Source organism: Methylosinus sp. LW3, assembly GCF_000527115.1.
Classification (GTDB): Bacteria; Pseudomonadota; Alphaproteobacteria; order Rhizobiales; family Beijerinckiaceae; genus Methylosinus.
In genome coordinates this window covers 3,701,020-3,718,144 of record NZ_AZUO01000001.1, presented here as the reverse complement: position 1 = coordinate 3,718,144, position 17,125 = coordinate 3,701,020, and the positions used below count along the sequence as shown (strand labels likewise).

Below are 17,125 nucleotides of genomic sequence, written 5' to 3'. Positions count from 1 at the left end.
TTGACGTCAGACTCCGCCCTCGTCCTCTTCTCCGGCGGGCAGGACTCCGCCACCTGCCTCGCCTTCGCGCTCTCGCGCTTCGCGCGCGTCGAGACCGTCGGCTTCGACTATGGCCAACGTCATCGCGTCGAGCTCGAGCAACGCGGCGTGCTGCGGGAGGGGATGAAGCGCATCTCGCCGCTGTGGGCGGAGCGGCTCGGCGAGGACCACACCATCTCCATAGAAGCGCTCGGCGCCATCTCCGACACGGCGCTGACGCGCGAGGCGGAGATCGCCTTCGACGCCTCTGGTCTCCCCAATACTTTCGTGCCGGGGCGCAATATTCTCTTCCTCACCTTCGCCGCGGCGCTCGCCTATCGGCGCGGAATCGGAAGTCTCGTCGGCGGCATGTGCGAGACGGATTTTTCCGGCTATCCCGATTGCCGCGACGCGACGATCCGCGCGGTGGAGACAGCGCTGACTTTGGGCATGGACCGGAAGCTCGCAATCCTCACGCCGCTGATGTGGATCGACAAGGCCGCGACCTGGAAGCTCGCCGAGGATCTGGGCGGCGAGCCGCTGGTGCGGCTCATCGTCGAGGAGAGCCACACCTGCTATCTGGGCGAGCGCGGCAAGCGTTTCGACTGGGGCCATGGCTGCGGCGAATGTCCCGCCTGCCGCCTGCGCGCCGCCGGCTGGGAGAAATATCGCGCGGCTCAGCCTTCCGGCGCGCCGAGCTGACGAAACATCACCAAGGCGTCGACCAAGCCCAGCGTCGGATGCTGGAAGGCGCGCGGCTGCCGGCCGACGATCTCGAAATCGAAAGAGCGCCATAGGCGGATGGCGCGGATGTTCGTCTCGACGACGAAGTTGAACTGCATGCCGCGAAAGCCGCGCTCGCGCGCATGATCCAGCGAATGCGCGCACATTGCGCGGGCGACGCCGCGACCGGCCGCTTCGGCGCTGGTCATATAGCCGCAATTGCAGATATGGGCTCCGCCGCCGGCCTGATTGGCGCGCAGGTAATAGGAGCCGATGATCCTCCCCTCGTCGTCTTCCGCGACGAAGGTCTCGCGATCCGCGCCCAGCCAATAGGCGAGGGCGTCGGCCTCGCTCATGTCGCGATCGAGCGCATAGGTCTCGCCGGCGCGGATGGTCGGGCCGATGACGCGCCAGATCGCCGGCGCGTCGCTGTTTCGAGCGGGGCGAATGCGCATGGGTCGTCCTCGATCGAGCGGCTCAGGCCGTTCGAGCCGCGATATCGACGAAGCTCTTGCCCTCGCGATCCTCGATCTCGACTAGCCATAAATCCGGATCGAAGGCGATCTCCTTGCGGGCGCGCTCCTCGGCCTCCAGCGGCGTCACCCATTCATCCGCGTGCAGACGCGCGAAAAGGCGATCGACGCCTTCCGGCAAATCCACGCTCTGCGGCGCCGGCCCGAGCAGCGCCGCGCGTCCATCCAGGCGGTCGATCTTCACGAAGATCGCGCCCGCTTCCTCGGAGCCGCGGCGGCGCAGCATGGCGACGGAGCCGGCCGTCTCGGCGCGGCGGATGAGGGCGGAGACGAAAAAGTCGGATCGGAGACGCATGAATTCTTTTCAGCCATGAGAACCCGTCCGCGCAAGCGCTTTCGACATTGCCGCCGGCGGCGGCGCTTCGATCGACGAGCGCGAGAACGGCTCGGCTTCAGCCCGTTCTTGACGCTGTCTCATCGCTCAGATACCAATTTCGCCAAGGCCGCCGCTCGCGCGTGCGGCCGGGGGATGGGGTCCCCCTTCAACCGCCGCAAAGGCTGATGACTCCTGCTGATGTCCGATGATCGACCGATCGTCGGAGAGAGCGATCTATTCGCTCGGCAGGAGTCCGTCATGAGTCCGATCGCCGCGGTTTTTCCGTTTCGTAAAGTCCGATCCGTCGAATGCGCGCGCATCGTCGCCGCGCTTTCGATCGAGCTTCGTCGCGCAGAGGCGCGCGCCCTCGGCCGGGCGGTCACGGCCAATCCAATGAGATTCGAATGACCGCGTTCACCGGCTGCGCCGCGTCGGCGCGGCCGGCGACGAAAAATCGAATCCGAAACGTCGACCGCAACGGTCGAAATGAGGAGAGTGAAATGAAAATTCGCAAATTCGGGCTCGCCGCCAGCCTCGGCCTCGCGGCGCTCATCGGGCCGACGCTCGCTCGCGCCGACGACCGGCTGGACCAGGCGATCTATCACGTCAATGAAGCGATCACCCAGGGCGGCAAGCTGCATGACGCCGGCCTGCTCTCCTATCACGCCGATCTCGCGCTCGAGAAAGCCGAGGGCCTTCAGAAGTTCAAGCCCAATCCGCACATGGCCGAGGCGATCGTCCATATAAAGGCGGCGATAGAGGAGGGGCAGGCGAATCACACCGAAGCCGCGACCAAGCAGGCGAAGGAAGCGCTCTCGCATCTCGAGGAAGCGAGCAAAGAGACCGCCCAATAAAGCTCTGCGACGCGCGAGGCCGCGATCGGCCTCGCGCGAAGCTCCCACCGGCAAAGGCTCGAGATGATCTATGTTCTCATCATGATCGGCAGCGCGATCGGCGGCGTCGCGCGCTATTGGCTCTCGGGAGTCGTCTCCCGCTGCTTCGGCGAGGCCTTTCCCTGGGGCACGCTGATCGTGAATGTCTCCGGCTGTTTCGCGATCGGCTTTTTCGCGACGCTCACGTCGCCGGGGGACGGCCGTCTCTTCGTCGATACGCAGACGCGCCAATTCGTGATGATCGGCCTATGCGGGGGCTATACGACCTTCTCCTCCTTCGGCCTGCAGACGCTCAATCTGGCGCGCGGCGGCGAGGCCTTCGCTGCGCTCGCCAATATCGGCCTGTCGTTCGGGCTCTGTCTTTTCGCCGTCTGGCTCGGACATCTCGCCGCCGCTCATCTCAACGCGCTGAAAGGAGCCTGACGATGCAATTGCCTCGAGACGCGACTCTGCTGCGCATCTTCATTGGCGAGGACGAGAAATTCGAAGGGCGACCGCTGCATGAGGCGATCGTGCGGACGGCGCGCGCGCTGCACCTCGCCGGCGCCACCGTGCTGCGCGGCCCTGTAGGATTCGGCCATAACAGCCGGCTGCGCACGACGAAGATATTGAGCCTCTCGGAAGATCTCCCCATTGTCATAGAGATCGTCGACGAAGAGGACAAGATCGACGCCTTTCTGCCGACGCTCGACTCGATGATGAGCGGCGGGCTGGTCACGCTCGAGAAAGTGCGCGTGATGCGCTATGGCGAGAAGACGTGATCACGCCAGATCGGCGAGCTGCCCCCGCGCCGCCGAGCGGATGAGGCGCTTCTCCGCCTCCCATCGCGTCGCCTCATCGACGCTCGTCAGAAATTCGATCTTGCCGCCCGCGAGCGCGGCGATCGGCAATCCGTCGCGAAACAGCAGGCGATTGCCGGTGAGCGCGGCGAGCTTGCCGCCCGGGGTCAGCACGCCGATGAGATTGAGCGGATCGGCCGCCGACAGCGACACATATTGCCCGTCGGCCGGCCGGCGGCGAATCTCGCGCAGCAGGCCGACGGCGTCCGGCAGCGCATATTGCTCGCCGGAAAAGCCGGCGACGAAACGCCCGCCGCGAATTTCGCCGCGCGCCTCGAGCCGTCGATAGACGCGCAAGAGATCGCGCCAGGGCGGCAGCCAGCCGCCTTCGCGCGCCAAAAGGCGCCAGAAGACGACGCCATAACGGCGCAGCAGCGCCTGCGCGATGTGCTCCACGCAAGCATGACGCGCTTGCGAGCCCGGCGGCGCATAGGCGCGGCGAATGAGCGACCAGCGCCCGGCGCTCTCCATGCCGAAGGAAAGCACTTTGCCGCGCCGCCGCGCGCCGTCGAAAGGCTTGCGCTTCTCGGAAGGCACGAGCAGCGCGCGCAGCCCGCCGAAACTGTCCGAGGTGACGAGGCCGAGCGCCGCCAGCTCGCCCAGCGCCGTCTCCAGCTCGGAGCGCAACAGGCGCGAGGCGTCGACCAGCTCCTCGAAGAACAGCGCCCCCTCGGCGCGCAGCGTTTCGAGCGCCAATTGAGCGCGGCCGCTCAGCGCCGGCGGCTCGGTGGGGGTGGCGATCGAGGTCCAATCGCCGAGCCGTCGCCGCTCCAAAAGGGCGACCGGCGAGCTTTTGATCGGCGAGACCGCGCGGGCGCCTTTGGTGGCGGCAGGCGGCGTCAGCCGCGCCCAGGCGATGCGGCCGGAGAGGCAGAGCGAATCGAGATATCCGGTCTCGTAATCGGAGAGGCGGGCCGGGAGAATTTCCGTCTCCCACGCGCCCGCCGGCGCTTCATATCCCTCGAGCCCGGAGAGTGCGGCAGGCAGCGCCTCCGGCCCCTTCAGCCGAGCGTCCTCGGCGACATGCTGCCAATCGAAGAGGAAGCGCAGGAAGTCGCGCGCCGCCACCGGCTCGATCTCCGCGCGCAGACGCTTGATCGTGTAATGGTGGATGCGCGCCAGCAGGCGGCGGTCGCACCATTGCTCGTCATTGGCGCCGGGCAGGAAACGCCCGCGCATGATCGTGCCTTCCACCTCCAGCGCGACGAGCGCCGTCGCGAGGCTCGTGGGCTCGAGGCCGAGCGCCGCGGCGAGCCCCGTTTGCGTGACCGGACCCAGCCCCTCGAGCCGACCGCGCAAAATCTCGATCAGCGCCTGCTCGGCCGACCATAGCGCCGGCGCCTCGCTCTCGGGCGGCGAAATCTTCGGCGCCAGCCGCGCCTTGGGCCAGAGGGCGTGAAATTGCGTCAGCCGCTCGGCCGCGACCCAGAACGCCGCCTGCCCGGTCTCGAAACGCGTCGCGCGCTTTTGGCGGGCCAGCGCCTCGAGCCAGCCCGCCCAATCCGGCGCGGCGGCGACCTCCGCCTCTGTGAGGCAACCGATCCACAGCAGCGCGTCATGCAGCTCCTCCGGGTCGATGGGCTCGGGCCAGGCCTCGCTCTTCACGCGCTCGATCGCCTCCTCGTCCAGCCGGCCGAGATCGGAGGCGCTCTGCGGGTCCTGCCAGCGTCGCGCCATCACCGCCTGCGCGCGGCGCTCCTCGAGCGGGGCGTCGTCGAGGAAAGCGTAAGGCCGCGCCGACAGCACCTCCAGCGCCAGCGGCGAAGGTTGGGTGAGATCGCAGGCGACGACGCGCACCTCGCCAGACTCCATGCGCCGCAGCAAGCGCTCGAGCCCTTCGATGTCCATCGCCTCGTGCAGACAGTCCCAAATCGTTTGGTTCGTCAGCGGATGGTCGGGAACCTCGCGCTCGCCGGCAAGATTTTCGGCGCAGGCGATCTGATCGGGAAAGACGGCGGCGACCAAATCCTCCGCCTGCATGCGCAGAAATTGCGGCGGCGTTTTCTTGCCGCCCTGGAAGCGCGGCAGAGCGAGCGAGATTCCCGCCGTCCAGCGCCAGCGCGTCATGAACATTGGCGCGGCGAGCATCGCCTGCACCAGCACGCCGCGCACGCTGCTCGAGTGGAGATATTTCGCCACCTCGGCGAGCTCGAAGCTGTGCGCCGTGGTGAGCGAGAGCAGGATATTGTCCTCGGTCGCGGCCGCCTGAAGCTCGAAGTTGAACTTGCGGCAAAAACGCTTGCGCAGCGCGAGGCCGAAAGCGCGATTGATGCGCCCGCCGAAGGGCGAATGCACGACGAGCTGCATGCCGCCGGCCTCGTCGAAGAAGCGCTCCAGCACCAGAGTGTCCTGCGTCGGCAACACGCCGCCGAAAGCGCCGAGCGCGCCGGCGAGATATTCGACCAGCTGCTCCGCGGCGGGCGGCGCGACGCCTGCCTCCTCCATCAGCCAGCGCTGCGCCTCGCCGCCGCTCGCATCCCTGCGCAGACGCTCGGCGATCTCGCCGCGCAGGCGCGAGACGGAGAAGGACAGCTCATCGGCGCGCGCCGGCGCCTCGCCGAGCCAGAAGGGAATCGTCGGCGGCTGGCCCTGCGCATCCTCGACGCGCAAAGTCCCGCGCTCGACGCGCTGCACGCGATAGGAAGCGTTGCCGAGCTGGAAAATATCGCCGGCCATGCTCTCGACGGCGAAATCCTCATGCACCGTGCCGACGATGTGATTCTCCGGCTCCAGCAGCACTTGATAATCGGCGGTCTCGGGTATGGCGCCGCCGGAGGTGAGCGCCGTCATGCGCGCGCCGCGCCGCTCGCGCAGAATATGATTCACCGCATCATGATGCAGCAGCGCGCCGCGCCTGCCGCGCCGCGTCGCATAGCCCTCGGCGAGCATTTTCACCACATCGTCGAACTCGGCGCGCTCCAATGCGCGATAGGGCCAGGCGCGCTTGAAACGCTCATAGAGCTCGGCCTCGCTCCATTCCTGCGCCGCCACCTCGGCGACGATCTGCTGCGCGAGAACGTCGAGCGGGCGATGCGGAATGGTGAGCCGGTCCAATTCGCCGCGCCGCACGCTGTCGAGCAGCGCCGCGCATTCGACGAGATCGTCGCGCGAGAGGGGAAACAGCCGCCCCTTGGGCAGGCCGCCGACGACATGGCCGGACCGCCCGACGCGCTGCAGAAAGCTCGCTATGGAGCGAGGCGAGGCGATCTGGCAGACCAGCGTCACATCGCCGATGTCGATGCCGAGCTCCAATGAGGCGGTCGCGACGAGCGCTTTCAGCTCGCCGCGCTTCAGCCTTTGCTCGGCGAGCAGGCGATGCTCCTTCGCCATGCTGCCATGATGCGAGGTGACGGCCTCCTCGCCGAGACGATCCGACAATTCCCGCGCGATGCGCTCGGCGAGGCGGCGCGTGTTCACGAAGACCAGAGTGGTGCGATGCTCGGCGATCAGCTCGGCGAGCCGGTCGTAAACTTGCGTCCAGACCTCCGCCGACATCACCGCCTCGAGCGGCGCGCCGGGAACCTCTATGGCGAGATCGCGGGCGCGGTGATGGCCGGAATCGACGATAGCGGGCTCGCGCGCCGGCGTCGCATCCGATCCCGCGCCGACCAGAAAATGCGCCACCGCGGAAATGGGGTTCTGCGTGGCGGAAAGGCCGATGCGCTGCAATCCGTCGCCGCAGAGCGCGGCGAGCCGTTCCAGCGAGAGCGAAAGATGCGCCCCGCGCTTATTGGGTGCGACGGCGTGGATCTCGTCCACGATGATGGCGCGCGTCGTCGCCAGCGCCTTGCGGCCCGATTCGGAGCCGAGCAGCACATAGAGCGATTCGGGCGTGGTCACGAGAATATGGGGCGGGCGCTTGCGCATTCGCTCGCGCTCGGCCGAGGGCGTGTCGCCGGTGCGCACCAGCACGCGAATATCCACGTCCGGCAGCTCGGCCTGTCTCAGCTTTTCACGCACGCCGGCGAGGGGAGCCTCGAGGTTGCGGCTGACGTCATTGGACAGCGCCTTGAGCGGCGAAACATAGACGATGCGGGTTTCGTCGGGCAGCGTCCCGGCGAGGCCCTGGCGGATGAGATCGTCGATCGCCGCCAGAAAAGCCGCCAGCGTCTTGCCGGAGCCGGTGGGCGCCGCGATCAGGATATTTCGGCCGGATTTGATTTGGGGCCAAGCTTCCGCTTGCGCGGGCGTCGCATTGCGGAAATGATCGGCGAACCATGCCGTAACCGCCGGATGAAAAAGGTGCGACAGATGCATGGCCTTGAGGAGAGGAGAGAGCCCCGTGGAGAGTTCAGGCTAGCGGCGATCGGGTCGCGCGCCAACCATGAGATTTGGGAATTTCGCGGCGCCGCGACAAGCGCGCGGCGGCTTCAGCCACATTTCGGGCCGGACGGGAGGCGGCCGCTCACGGCGAGCGGACGATCCGCCATTGCGCCGAGAGGATGTTCATGCGCAGCAAATTCATCGACACGTCGTCGTTTCTCTATGCCGGCTTCGCCATTCTCGCGGCGTCCTTGTTCGCGGCCTTCGCTTTCGTCGGCAAGCAGGCGACCGACTATCGCGACGTGCGGCAGCTCATCGGCGAAAAGCGGATCCATCACAACATACTCGATCGGCTCCAAGAGGCCGAATCCGCGGAGCGCGGCTATTTGCTGACCAATGACGCGGCCTATCTCGCGCCCTTCGACGCCGCCAAGGCGCGCATAGGCGCGGATTTCGACGCTCTGCTGCGGGTGAGCGAGCCGGGCGAGGAGCGTAATACGCTGGAAGCGCAGCGGGCGCTGGCCAATGAGAAGCTCGCCGAAATGGCCAAGACCGTGGAGCTGCAGGCGGCCGGACGGCATGAGGACGCGGTGGCGATCGTGCGCGCCGGCTCCGGCAAGGCCTTCATGGAGCGGCTGCGCGTCGGCCTCGACGACAAGACCGCTCGCCAGCAGCAGCTTATCGACGCGCAATCGCGCGCCGTGGAGACGAACGGCTCGCTGCTGCGCGCAGGCGCGGCGCTCGCCATTTCCATCACCATTCTCATCGGCGCGGCGACCATCGCTCTGCTGCGCGGCCGGCTCGACGAGATCGCGTCGGCGCAATCGGAGCTGCGCGATGTCAACGCCGCGCTCTCCACCGAGGCGGCGCAGCGCGAGCAGCTCGCCGAGCAATTGCGCCAATCGCAGAAGATGGAGGCGATCGGCCAGCTCACTGGCGGCCTCGCGCATGATTTCAACAATATGCTCGCCGTCGTCATCGGCAGCGTCAATCTCGCCAAGCGGCGGCTCGCGACCGATCCGGCGGAGACGCTGCGCTATCTCGACAGCGCGCTGGAAGGCGCCGAGCATGCGGCGACGTTGACGCATCGGCTGCTCGCCTTCTCGCGCCGCCAGCCGCTCGCGCCCGAGCCGATCGACCCTAATAAAATGGTCTCGTCCATGGCCGAGATGCTGCGCCGCACGCTGGGAGAGGATGTGCGGCTCGAGGCGGTCTTCGCCGGCGGCCTATGGCGCGCCTATGCGGATACCAGCCAGCTCGAGACGACGATCCTCAATCTCGCGCTCAATGCGCGCGACGCCATGCCCCAGGGCGGCAAGCTCACCATAGAGACGAGCAACGCCTATCTCGACGAGGAATATGCCGCGCGCGAGGTGGGCATACCGCCCGGCCAATATGTGCTGATCGCCGTCACCGACACCGGAACCGGCATGAGCCGCGAGACGGTCGCACGCGCTTTCGATCCTTTCTTCACCACCAAGCCCGCCGGGCGCGGCACCGGGCTCGGCCTCAGCCAGGTCTATGGCTTCGTGCGTCAGTCGGGCGGGCATGTCCGCATCTATTCGGAGCAGGGGCTCGGCACGACGGTCAAGCTCTATCTGCCGCGCCATCATGGCCCGGCCAGCGCGACGACCACATCCGCGACGCCTGCGCGCACCGCGCCGCGCAGCGAGAAGAGTGAGACGATCCTCATCGTCGAGGACGATGTGCGCGTGCGCGATCTCACCGCCGACACGCTCGCCGAGCTCGGCTATAATGTGCTCGCCGCCGAGAGCGCCGCCGCCGCGCTGCGCCAGCTCGAGGTGAACCCGAATATTTCGCTGCTGTTCACCGATGTGGTGATGCCCGACACCAATGGCCGCAAGCTCGCCGAGGAGGCGTGGAAGCGCCGGCCCGATCTGAAGATTCTCTTCACCACCGGCTACACGCCCAACGCCGTCGTCCATAATGGCGTGCTGGACCCCGGCGTCGAGCTGATCGTGAAGCCCTATTCGATCGATCGGCTGGCGCGCAAGGTGCGCGATGTGCTGGACGGCGCGCGCGCCGCTCCCCCGGAGACAAAGACGTCGCGGCGCAAGGTCATGATCGTCGACGATGACGCCGCCGTGTGCGAGGCCATGGCGGAGCTGCTGCGCCTCGAGAATTACGACGTCGGCGTCGCCAGCGACGGGATGCGCGCGCTCGAGCTGACGCAGAGCTTCAAGCCCGACGTCGCTCTGCTCGATCTCGGCCTTCCCATCATGGACGGCTATGAGACGGCGCGTAAGCTGCGCGCCACGCCGGAAGGGCGCGACCTTCTCCTCATCGCCTCCACCGGCTCCGGCGGAGACGAGGTGCGGCGTCTCTGCGAGGATGCGGGATTCGATCTCCATCTCGTCAAGCCGATCGATCTCGACACGCTGAAGACGCTGATCGACGGCCAAAAGCCGCACCCCTCTCGTGCGACGTGAGGCGCTCCCCATATAGAGGCGCCGAAGGACCATCGCCTATGGTCAGCGCCAATGAACGCGACGCCCGAGCAGCTGAAGATGATCGTCGAATCGGCCTTCGCCGCGCGATTTCTGATCGCCGACGATCGCATTCTCTATGTCAATCGCGCGACCGAGGACATGTTCGGCTATTCGGCCGAGGAGCTCGTCGGCCGCACCGTCGATATGCTGCTGCCGGATGCGGCGCGCGCCCGCGACGCCGGCCTGCGTGAGGAGTATTACAAGGCGCCGCGCCGCATTCTGCTCGGCGTCGACAAGGATCTTCGCGCGCGCAAGAAATCGGGCGTCGAATTTCCCATTCATCTCGGCCTCGCGCCGATCCGCGAGGACGGACGCTTATACGTCGCCGTGACGGTGTTCGACATCTCGCATCACAAGGAGATCGAGCGTCAGCTCGTCGAGCGCGCCGATGAGCTTCAGCTCGCCAATGAGCGTTTGGCGCGCTTCGCCTATATCGCCTCGCATGATCTGCAGGAGCCGCTGCGCAAGATCGCCGCCTTCGCGGATATCATCACAGCTTCGATCGCCAAGGGCGATCTCGCGGAGGCCGCGCATGCGAGCGAGGTGGCGCGCGCCTCGGCGCTGCGCGCGCGCCAGCTGGTCGACGGGCTGCTCGCCTTCTCGCGGCAGGTCTCGACGCCGCCGCGGCTGGAGACGTTGGACCTTCGCCGCGAGATCGAGGCCGTCGTCTCCGATTTCTCCGAGCTGATCCGTCAGACGCAGGCGCAAATCGCCGTAACGGTTCCGCCCGGCGTGCTGATCGAGGCCGACAAGCTGCAATTCGAGCGCTGCCTCTCGAGCCTGCTCTCCAATGCGATCAAATATCGCAAGCCCGGCCGCGCGCCGAATATTCGCTTCTTCCTTCAGCGCGAGCCGGAGCTCGCCCTTTCGGTCGCCGATGACGGAATAGGCTTCGAGCCGAAATATGCCGAGGCCATATTCGAGCCGCTGCGCCGTCTCCACAGCTTCACGCAATATCCCGGAACGGGCGTCGGCCTCGCTCTGTGCAAATCCACATGCGAGCGCCACGGCTGGCGCATAGAGGCCGATTCGCAGCTCGGCGCCGGCGCGACTTTCACCATGACCATTCCGCGCGGCGAGAAGGTTAGTCCTCTGAAAGCTTCAGCGTGAGGCATTTGGCGGCGCCGCCGGCCTTCATGAATTCCGAGAGCGGCGTGACGACGGGCGCGAAGCCCGCCTCGCGCAAGCGCTGCTGCAGCTGCGGCGATGCGTCGTTCATCGCGAGGCCGCCATCGAGATCGACGGCGTTGCAGGCAAAGCGCATCGCATCCGCTTCGTCGATCTCTATGCGCTTCTCGGGCGGAACGATCGCCTCGATCGCAGCGCGCGAGGCGGCGTCGAACGCCGGCGGATAATAGAGAAGATAGCCGCCGGCCAGCGGGCAGCAGCATGTATCGAGATGATAGAAGCGCGGATCGACGAGCCTGAGCCCGATCACGCGCCGCCCGATGATGCGCTCCAGCGCCGTCGGCGCCTCATCGGCCGAGCGCATGCCATGGCCGCACCAGACAACCTCGGCGCCGCGATCGATGAGCGCGTCGCCCGCGCCCTCGAAGGGGAGATGCTCTGGCCAAGCCGCGACGCGAAAGCCGCGCGCCTCGAAGAAGGCGCGAAACAAGGGCTCCTCCGGCCGCCGCTCCTCGGCGCGAAAGCGGCTGACGACGGCGATGTTTCCGAGCACGAAGCCGGCGTTGGCGGTGAACACCATATCCGGCAGGCCCGCCGCCGGCGTAACCAGCTCCACCTCGGCGTTCTCTGCGACGAGCGCGCGCAGATTTTGCCATTGCTCCCGCGCGAGCGTGCGCGTGGTGCGGCCGATCTGATGCTCCATCCAGGGATTGATGACATAGCGCACGTCGAAATCATCCGGCGCGCACATCAGCACGCGCTGGCGCCGCTCCTCGCGCGGCGCGCGCGCGGGCTCGAACATGGAATGCCGCTGCGTCATCTCGAGTCCTTTCGTTTCCTGGCATGAAGACGGCGCCGAGACTGCTCCGTCTCGGCGCCGCAACGATGACAGGCGGCGATCAGCTCGCCAGAGCGCGCTTGGCCGGACGCGCGCGCTCGACCAATTCGGCGAGCGTCTCCTCGAAGCGATCGAGCGCCCAATCCAAATCCTCGCGCGCAATGACGAGCGGCGGCGACAGGCGCACGACGCTGTGATGCGTCACCGTGGAGAGCACGCCCTTGTCGCACAGCATCTCGCAGACCTCGCGGCCAGTAGCGTAGCGCGGATCGATCTCGGCGCCCGCCCACAGGCCCTTGCCGCGCACGTCGCGCAGCGCGGGACTGTCCATGTTGCGCAAACGGCGCAGCATATGCTCGCCTAACGTCTGGCTGCGCTCGACGAGCTTCTCGTCGCGCATCACATGCAGCGCCTCGAGCCCCACCGCCGCGGCGAGCGTGTTGCCGCCGAAGGTCGAGCCATGCGAGCCGGGCGTGAACATATCCATCAGCGCGCGCGTGCCGACGAAAGCCGAAACCGGCAGCACGCCGCCGCCGAGCGCCTTGCCGAGCATCACGCCATCCGGCTTGATGTTCTCGTGCTGAAACGCGAACCAGGCGCCGGTGCGCCCGAGCCCCGCCTGCACCTCGTCCACAATGAGCAGCAGGCCGCGCTCGTCGCAGAGCTTACGCAGGCCGGCGAGCCAGCCGACCGGCGGAACGATGACGCCCGCCTCGCCCTGCACGGGCTCGACCATTATGGCGACGGTATCGGGACCGACCGCCGCTTCCGTCGCCGCGAGATCGCCATAGGGAACCGCGCGGAAGCCGCCGCCATAGGGACCGAAATCGTCGCGATAGGACGGCTCCGAAGAAAAGCCGACGATGGTCGTCGTGCGGCCGTGGAAATTGCCCTTGGCCACGATGATCTCGGGGTTTTTCAGCCCGCGCACGCGGCGGCCATAGCGGCGCGCCGCCTTGATCGCCGTCTCCACCGCCTCGGCGCCGGTGTTCATCGGCAGCGCGACATCGAGGCCGGTGAGATTGCACAGCTCCGTGAGGAAATCGTCGAGGCGATCGTCGTAATAAGCGCGCGACGGAACCGCGAGACGCTGCGCCTGCTCGGTGAGGACTTTCAGAATGCGCGGATGCGCATGACCATGGCTCACCGCGGAATAGGCGCTCATCATATCGACATAGCGGCGACCGTTCACATCGAACAGAAAGGCGCCTTCGCCGCGCGAGAGCGTGACCGGAAGCGGCGCATAATTGCGAGCGCGATGCGGATTGTCGACGGATGTGACGTTGGCGTTCATGAACGAATGACCTCGCTGGTTCGTTATGTGGGCGTCGCCTCGACGATTTGCATCAGTGCGGGCGATCGGCGGCTCACGGGACACGACGCCTCTGCGAGCCATTCTCTCGTGGAGCGCGTCGTTACGCCGCTCCGACGTTCGCGTTGCAAATACATCGAACACGGGGTATTTGCGAGACAAATAAAGCAGCAAAACGGCGAGATGGGAAGCACAAGCATGGAATCGCGTGCACAAGCCAACGATATCGCAGCGAGAGCTGAAGAGCTACTATTCCGTATTACTGTTCCGTCTGCGCTATTACGCGATGGTAATTTGCAAGTGCGAACGCCGATTACCGGCGAAGTCATCGCCAGAGCAAAAACAAAAGACAGTGATGCTTTAGATGTGGCGATCGGCGAGGCCGACGCCGCCTATCGCAAATGGCGCAATATTCCGGCGCCGCGACGTGGCGAATTGGTGCGCCTCTTCGGCGAGGAATTGCGCTCGGCCAAGAATGAGCTCGCCGAGCTCATCACCATAGAAGCCGGCAAGATCGTCTCCGAAGCGCGCGGAGAAGTGCAGGAGATGATCGATATTTGCGACTATGCCGTCGGCCTGTCGCGTCAGCTCTACGGCCTCACAATAGCGACCGAGCGCCCCGGCCATCGCATGATGGAGACATGGCATCCGCTCGGCGTCGTCGGCATCATCTCCAGCTTCAATTTCCCGGTCGCCGTCTGGGCCTGGAACGCCGCCATAGCGCTCGTCTGCGGCGACGCGCTGGTGTGGAAGCCTTCGGAAAAGACGCCGCTGACGGCGCTCGCCACACATGCGCTGTTCGAGCGCGCGCTGGCGCGTTTCGGCGAGGCGCCGAAAGGACTCTCCGCTCTCGTCATCGGCGGGCGCGAGCTCGGCGAGCGGCTCGTCGACGATCGCCGCGTCGCGCTCGTCTCGGCGACCGGCTCCACCGCCATGGGTCGCGCCGTCGGGCCGCGGCTCGCGCAGCGCTTCGCGCGGTCCATTCTCGAGCTCGGCGGCAATAACGCCGCTATCGTCTGTCCGTCGGCGCCGCTCGATCTCGCTGTGCGCGCCATCGCCTTCGCCGCCATGGGCACGGCCGGCCAGCGTTGCACCACGCTGCGCCGCCTCATCGTGCACGAGTCCGTCTATGATCAGCTCATTGGCCGGCTCTCGCTCGCCTACGCCTCGGCGCCGGTCGGCGATCCGCGCGAGGGCAAGACGCTCATCGGCCCACTCATCGACGGCGATTCCTATCGCGCCATGCGACACGCGCTGGACGAAGCCGCGACGATCGGCGGAAAAATCTACGGCGGCCAACGCCTGTTCGCGCAGGAGCGGCCGGACGCGTATTACGCGCGGCCGGCGCTGGTGGAGCTGGCCGAGCCGGCGCCGGTCTCGCGCCGCGAGACATTTGCGCCTATTCTCTATGCGATGAAATATCGCGATCTCGGCGATGCGCTGCATATGCAGAACGATGTGAGCCATGGCTTGGCGTCGTCGATCTTCACGACCGATCTGCGCGAGGCGGAGCGTTTCCTCTCGGCGGAAGGCTCCGATTGCGGCATCGCCAATGTGAATATCGGCCCTTCCGGCGCCGAGATCGGCGGCGCATTCGGCGGCGAGAAGGAGACCGGCGGCGGCCGCGAGGCCGGCTCCGATTCTTGGAAGGCCTATATGCGCCGCGCCACCAACACGATCAATTATTCGAGCGCTCTGCCGCTCGCGCAAGGCGTCGTCTTCGACGTGTGATCCTTAGGCCGATCGATCTCGAGGAGTCCGACATGACCGAGACCCATGTTTCCGCCGATACGATCCGCTCGATCTTCTCCGCGGCGATGACGCAAATGTATCGCGACGAGGTGCCGCGCTATCAGGAGATGACTCGCATCGTCGGCGAGATCGATGGCGAGGCGCTCGCGCGCGATCCTGCGCTGGAGGCGCGGCTGCGCCGCTCCGGCGCTTTCGATCTCATCGGCGTCGAGCGCCATGGCGCCATTCGCGTCGGACGGCCGGAGGAGCTCGCGGGGCTGCGGCGGCTCTTCGCCGTCATGGGCATGTATCCGGTCGGCTATTACGATCTCACGCCCGCCGGCGTGCCGGTGCATTCGACCTGCTTCCGGCCTGTCGAAGCGGAGTCGATCAGGCGTTGCCCTTTCCGCATCTTCACCTCACTGCTGCGTCCGGAACTCATAGAGGGCGAGGACCTGCGTCGCGAGGCGCAAGAGATTCTCGCGCGTCGGCGCATCTTCACGCCGCGCTGCCTGCATCTCATCGAGATCTTCGAGGCCAATGGCGGGCTCGGCGAAGCGCTGGCGATCGAGTTCGTGCATGAGGCGCTGCATACCTTCCGCTGGCGCGGCGAAGCCACCGTCACCGCCGGCGTCTACGAGGCCTATCGCAAGGCGCATCCGCTCGTCGCCGATGTCGTCTGCTTCCACGGCCCGCATATCAATCATCTGACGCTGCCGACGCTCGACATAGACGCCGCGCAACAGGCGCTCGCCGAGCGCGGGCTCGATCCGAAATCCATCGTCGAAGGCCCGCCGCAACGGCAGTTCCCGATATTGCTGCGCCAGACGAGCTTCAAGGCCATCGCCGAGCCTGTGCGCTTTGCGGGACGCGATGAGGCGCGCGGCGAGCATCGCGCGCGCTTCGGCGAGATCGAGCAGCGCGGCGCCGCGCTCACCGCAAAGGGGCGGGCGCTCTATGACAGATTGCTCGCCGAGACCCTCGCCGCCAATCCGCCGCGCGATGGCGCGACGAGCGATTACAGAGCCGAGCTGGGGCGCCGCTTCGCCGCCTTCCCGGACGACGCCGCGACATTGCGTGCGCAGGGACTCGCCTTCTTCCGCTATGCGCCGGGTGAGAATCGGGGCGCCGGAGGCGATGTCGAGACGTTGCTGCGCGACGGCGCGCTCATCGCGGAGCCGATCACCTATGAAGATTTTCTGCCGGTGAGCGCGGCGGGAATCTTCCAGTCCAATCTCGGAGAGGGCGGACGCCGCGAGCTATCGGCCTCGGCCAATCGCGAAGCGTTCGAGCATGCGCTCGGAACGAAGGTCGCCGATGAGATGGCGATTTATGCGCATGAGGAGAAAAGCTCGCTGGAGCGCGCGCTCGCGGCGCTCGGGCAGCGATCACCAATGGCCGAGAATGCAGGCCGATAGCGGATAGCCCATGGCGAGGCCGAGCGTCACGCCGCCGAGCACGTCGCTGGGATAATGATGCGCGGTGGCGATGCGCGACCACGCCATGGAGAGCGCGAGCGCAGCGGCGGAAGCGGCGGCCGAAGGCCAGGCGAGAACGATGGGCGCCAACACGCCGCTGAGCGTCATCATATGGCCGCTCGGAAAAGAATGCTCGTCGAGTATCTTCAGAAGCGATGTCAGCCGCGGATCGACGTGAAACGGACGCTTGCGTCCGATGCGCTTCTTGATGATCGGAAACAGCGTGTGCAGCAGCGCGGCGTTGAGTCCGCCGAGCGCGATCACTGGCCAGGCGTCGCGCCCGGCGAGCCAGAAGATCGCCGCGGCGAGTATGGGATAGATCCATCCATTGCCGAGCTTGCTGATCGTGATCGCGAGCATTCGGCCCAGCGTGAATTGCGTGGAGCGCGCGACGAAATGCACGCCGGCGAGATCGGCGCGCAGCAGGCGCTCGCGCCAGAGGAGCAGCGTCTCGGCGAGAACGAGACGTTCGAGTGAGAGGCGGCGGTTCGAAGCGAGCAGCATGGCGAGAAAGCTAGGCGCCGCGTGCTGCCGTTTCGTGAC

General features: G+C 66.6%; 14 protein-coding genes and 1 riboswitch. Of the genes, 8 read left to right on the top strand and 6 right to left on the bottom strand.

Features of this window, described 5'->3' with window-relative positions:
• Window positions 1-720, top strand: coding sequence for a 7-cyano-7-deazaguanine synthase QueC (gene queC, locus METLW3_RS0118660; RefSeq protein ID WP_024881337.1), 720 nt, complete (start codon window positions 1-3; stop codon window positions 718-720).
• On the opposite strand, the gene METLW3_RS0118655 is transcribed toward queC, so the two are convergent.
• Together METLW3_RS0118655 and METLW3_RS0118650 are read right to left on the bottom strand one after the other, a co-directional pair.
• Window positions 696-1,196: a GNAT family N-acetyltransferase gene (locus METLW3_RS0118655; protein WP_024881336.1), complete on the bottom strand. Its 501-nt coding sequence runs from the start codon at window positions 1,194-1,196 to the stop codon at window positions 696-698. The two genes, queC and METLW3_RS0118655, sit on opposite strands and share 25 nt — an antisense overlap.
• 22 nt (window positions 1,197-1,218) lie before the next feature.
• Entirely contained in the window at window positions 1,219-1,569 is a 351-nt protein-coding gene (locus METLW3_RS0118650) for a DUF1491 family protein (protein ID WP_024881335.1), read from the bottom strand.
• A 161-nt stretch (window positions 1,570-1,730) separates the two neighbouring features.
• A riboswitch (Fluoride riboswitch) is annotated at window positions 1,731-1,792 on the top strand.
• A gap of 298 nt (window positions 1,793-2,090) precedes the next feature.
• On the opposite strand from METLW3_RS0118650, the gene smbP reads away from it, so the two are divergent.
• The 3 genes from smbP (at window position 2,091) to METLW3_RS0118630 (ending at window position 3,244) form a co-directional block, all read left to right on the top strand.
• A complete protein-coding gene (smbP, locus tag METLW3_RS0118640; protein WP_024881333.1) occupies window positions 2,091-2,444 on the top strand; it encodes a small metal-binding protein SmbP in 354 nt (117 codons plus the stop codon).
• Between the two features lie 63 nt (window positions 2,445-2,507).
• The gene (gene crcB, locus METLW3_RS0118635; protein ID WP_024881332.1) at window positions 2,508-2,906 is read left to right on the top strand and encodes a fluoride efflux transporter CrcB; all 399 of its coding nucleotides are present in this window, start codon (window positions 2,508-2,510) and stop codon (window positions 2,904-2,906) included.
• A gap of 2 nt (window positions 2,907-2,908) precedes the next feature.
• Entirely contained in the window at window positions 2,909-3,244 is a 336-nt protein-coding gene (locus METLW3_RS0118630) for a DUF190 domain-containing protein (RefSeq protein ID WP_024881331.1), read from the top strand.
• Here the strand turns inward: METLW3_RS0118630 and METLW3_RS0118625 are convergent, their stop codons facing one another.
• Window positions 3,245-7,579, bottom strand: a complete 4,335-nt coding sequence (locus METLW3_RS0118625; RefSeq protein WP_024881330.1) for a DEAD/DEAH box helicase — start codon at window positions 7,577-7,579, stop codon at window positions 3,245-3,247.
• 191 nt (window positions 7,580-7,770) lie between these two features.
• Here METLW3_RS0118625 and METLW3_RS0118620 point away from each other — a divergent pair, with 191 nt between their 5' ends.
• Both METLW3_RS0118620 and METLW3_RS0118615 read left to right on the top strand, forming a co-directional pair.
• Entirely contained in the window at window positions 7,771-10,035 is a 2,265-nt protein-coding gene (locus tag METLW3_RS0118620) for a response regulator (RefSeq protein ID WP_024881329.1), read from the top strand.
• Between the two features lie 51 nt (window positions 10,036-10,086).
• Window positions 10,087-11,205: an ATP-binding protein gene (locus METLW3_RS0118615; protein ID WP_024881328.1), complete on the top strand. Its 1,119-nt coding sequence runs from the start codon at window positions 10,087-10,089 to the stop codon at window positions 11,203-11,205.
• Here METLW3_RS0118615 and METLW3_RS0118610 read toward each other — a convergent pair.
• Complete coding sequence (locus METLW3_RS0118610) at window positions 11,180-12,043, bottom strand: arginine deiminase-related protein (RefSeq protein WP_024881327.1); 864 nt, start codon at window positions 12,041-12,043, stop codon at window positions 11,180-11,182. The two genes, METLW3_RS0118615 and METLW3_RS0118610, sit on opposite strands and share 26 nt — an antisense overlap.
• Window positions 12,044-12,122: 79 nt before the next feature.
• Entirely contained in the window at window positions 12,123-13,355 is a 1,233-nt protein-coding gene (rocD, locus tag METLW3_RS0118605) for an ornithine--oxo-acid transaminase (RefSeq protein WP_024881326.1), read from the bottom strand.
• 216 nt (window positions 13,356-13,571) lie between these two features.
• On the opposite strand from rocD, the gene METLW3_RS0118600 reads away from it, so the two are divergent.
• Together METLW3_RS0118600 and METLW3_RS0118595 are read left to right on the top strand one after the other, a co-directional pair.
• A complete protein-coding gene (locus tag METLW3_RS0118600; RefSeq protein WP_024881325.1) occupies window positions 13,572-15,104 on the top strand; it encodes an aldehyde dehydrogenase family protein in 1,533 nt (510 codons plus the stop codon).
• Window positions 15,105-15,136: 32 nt separating this feature from the next.
• Window positions 15,137-16,522 (top strand): VOC family protein, encoded by a 1,386-nt coding sequence (locus METLW3_RS0118595; RefSeq protein WP_024881324.1) that lies wholly within the window; start codon window positions 15,137-15,139, stop codon window positions 16,520-16,522.
• On the opposite strand, the gene METLW3_RS0118590 is transcribed toward METLW3_RS0118595, so the two are convergent.
• The gene (locus tag METLW3_RS0118590) at window positions 16,493-17,086 is read right to left on the bottom strand and encodes a phosphatase PAP2 family protein (RefSeq protein ID WP_024881323.1); all 594 of its coding nucleotides are present in this window, start codon (window positions 17,084-17,086) and stop codon (window positions 16,493-16,495) included. The two genes, METLW3_RS0118595 and METLW3_RS0118590, sit on opposite strands and share 30 nt — an antisense overlap.
• Between the last annotated feature and the right edge of the window lie 39 nt (window positions 17,087-17,125).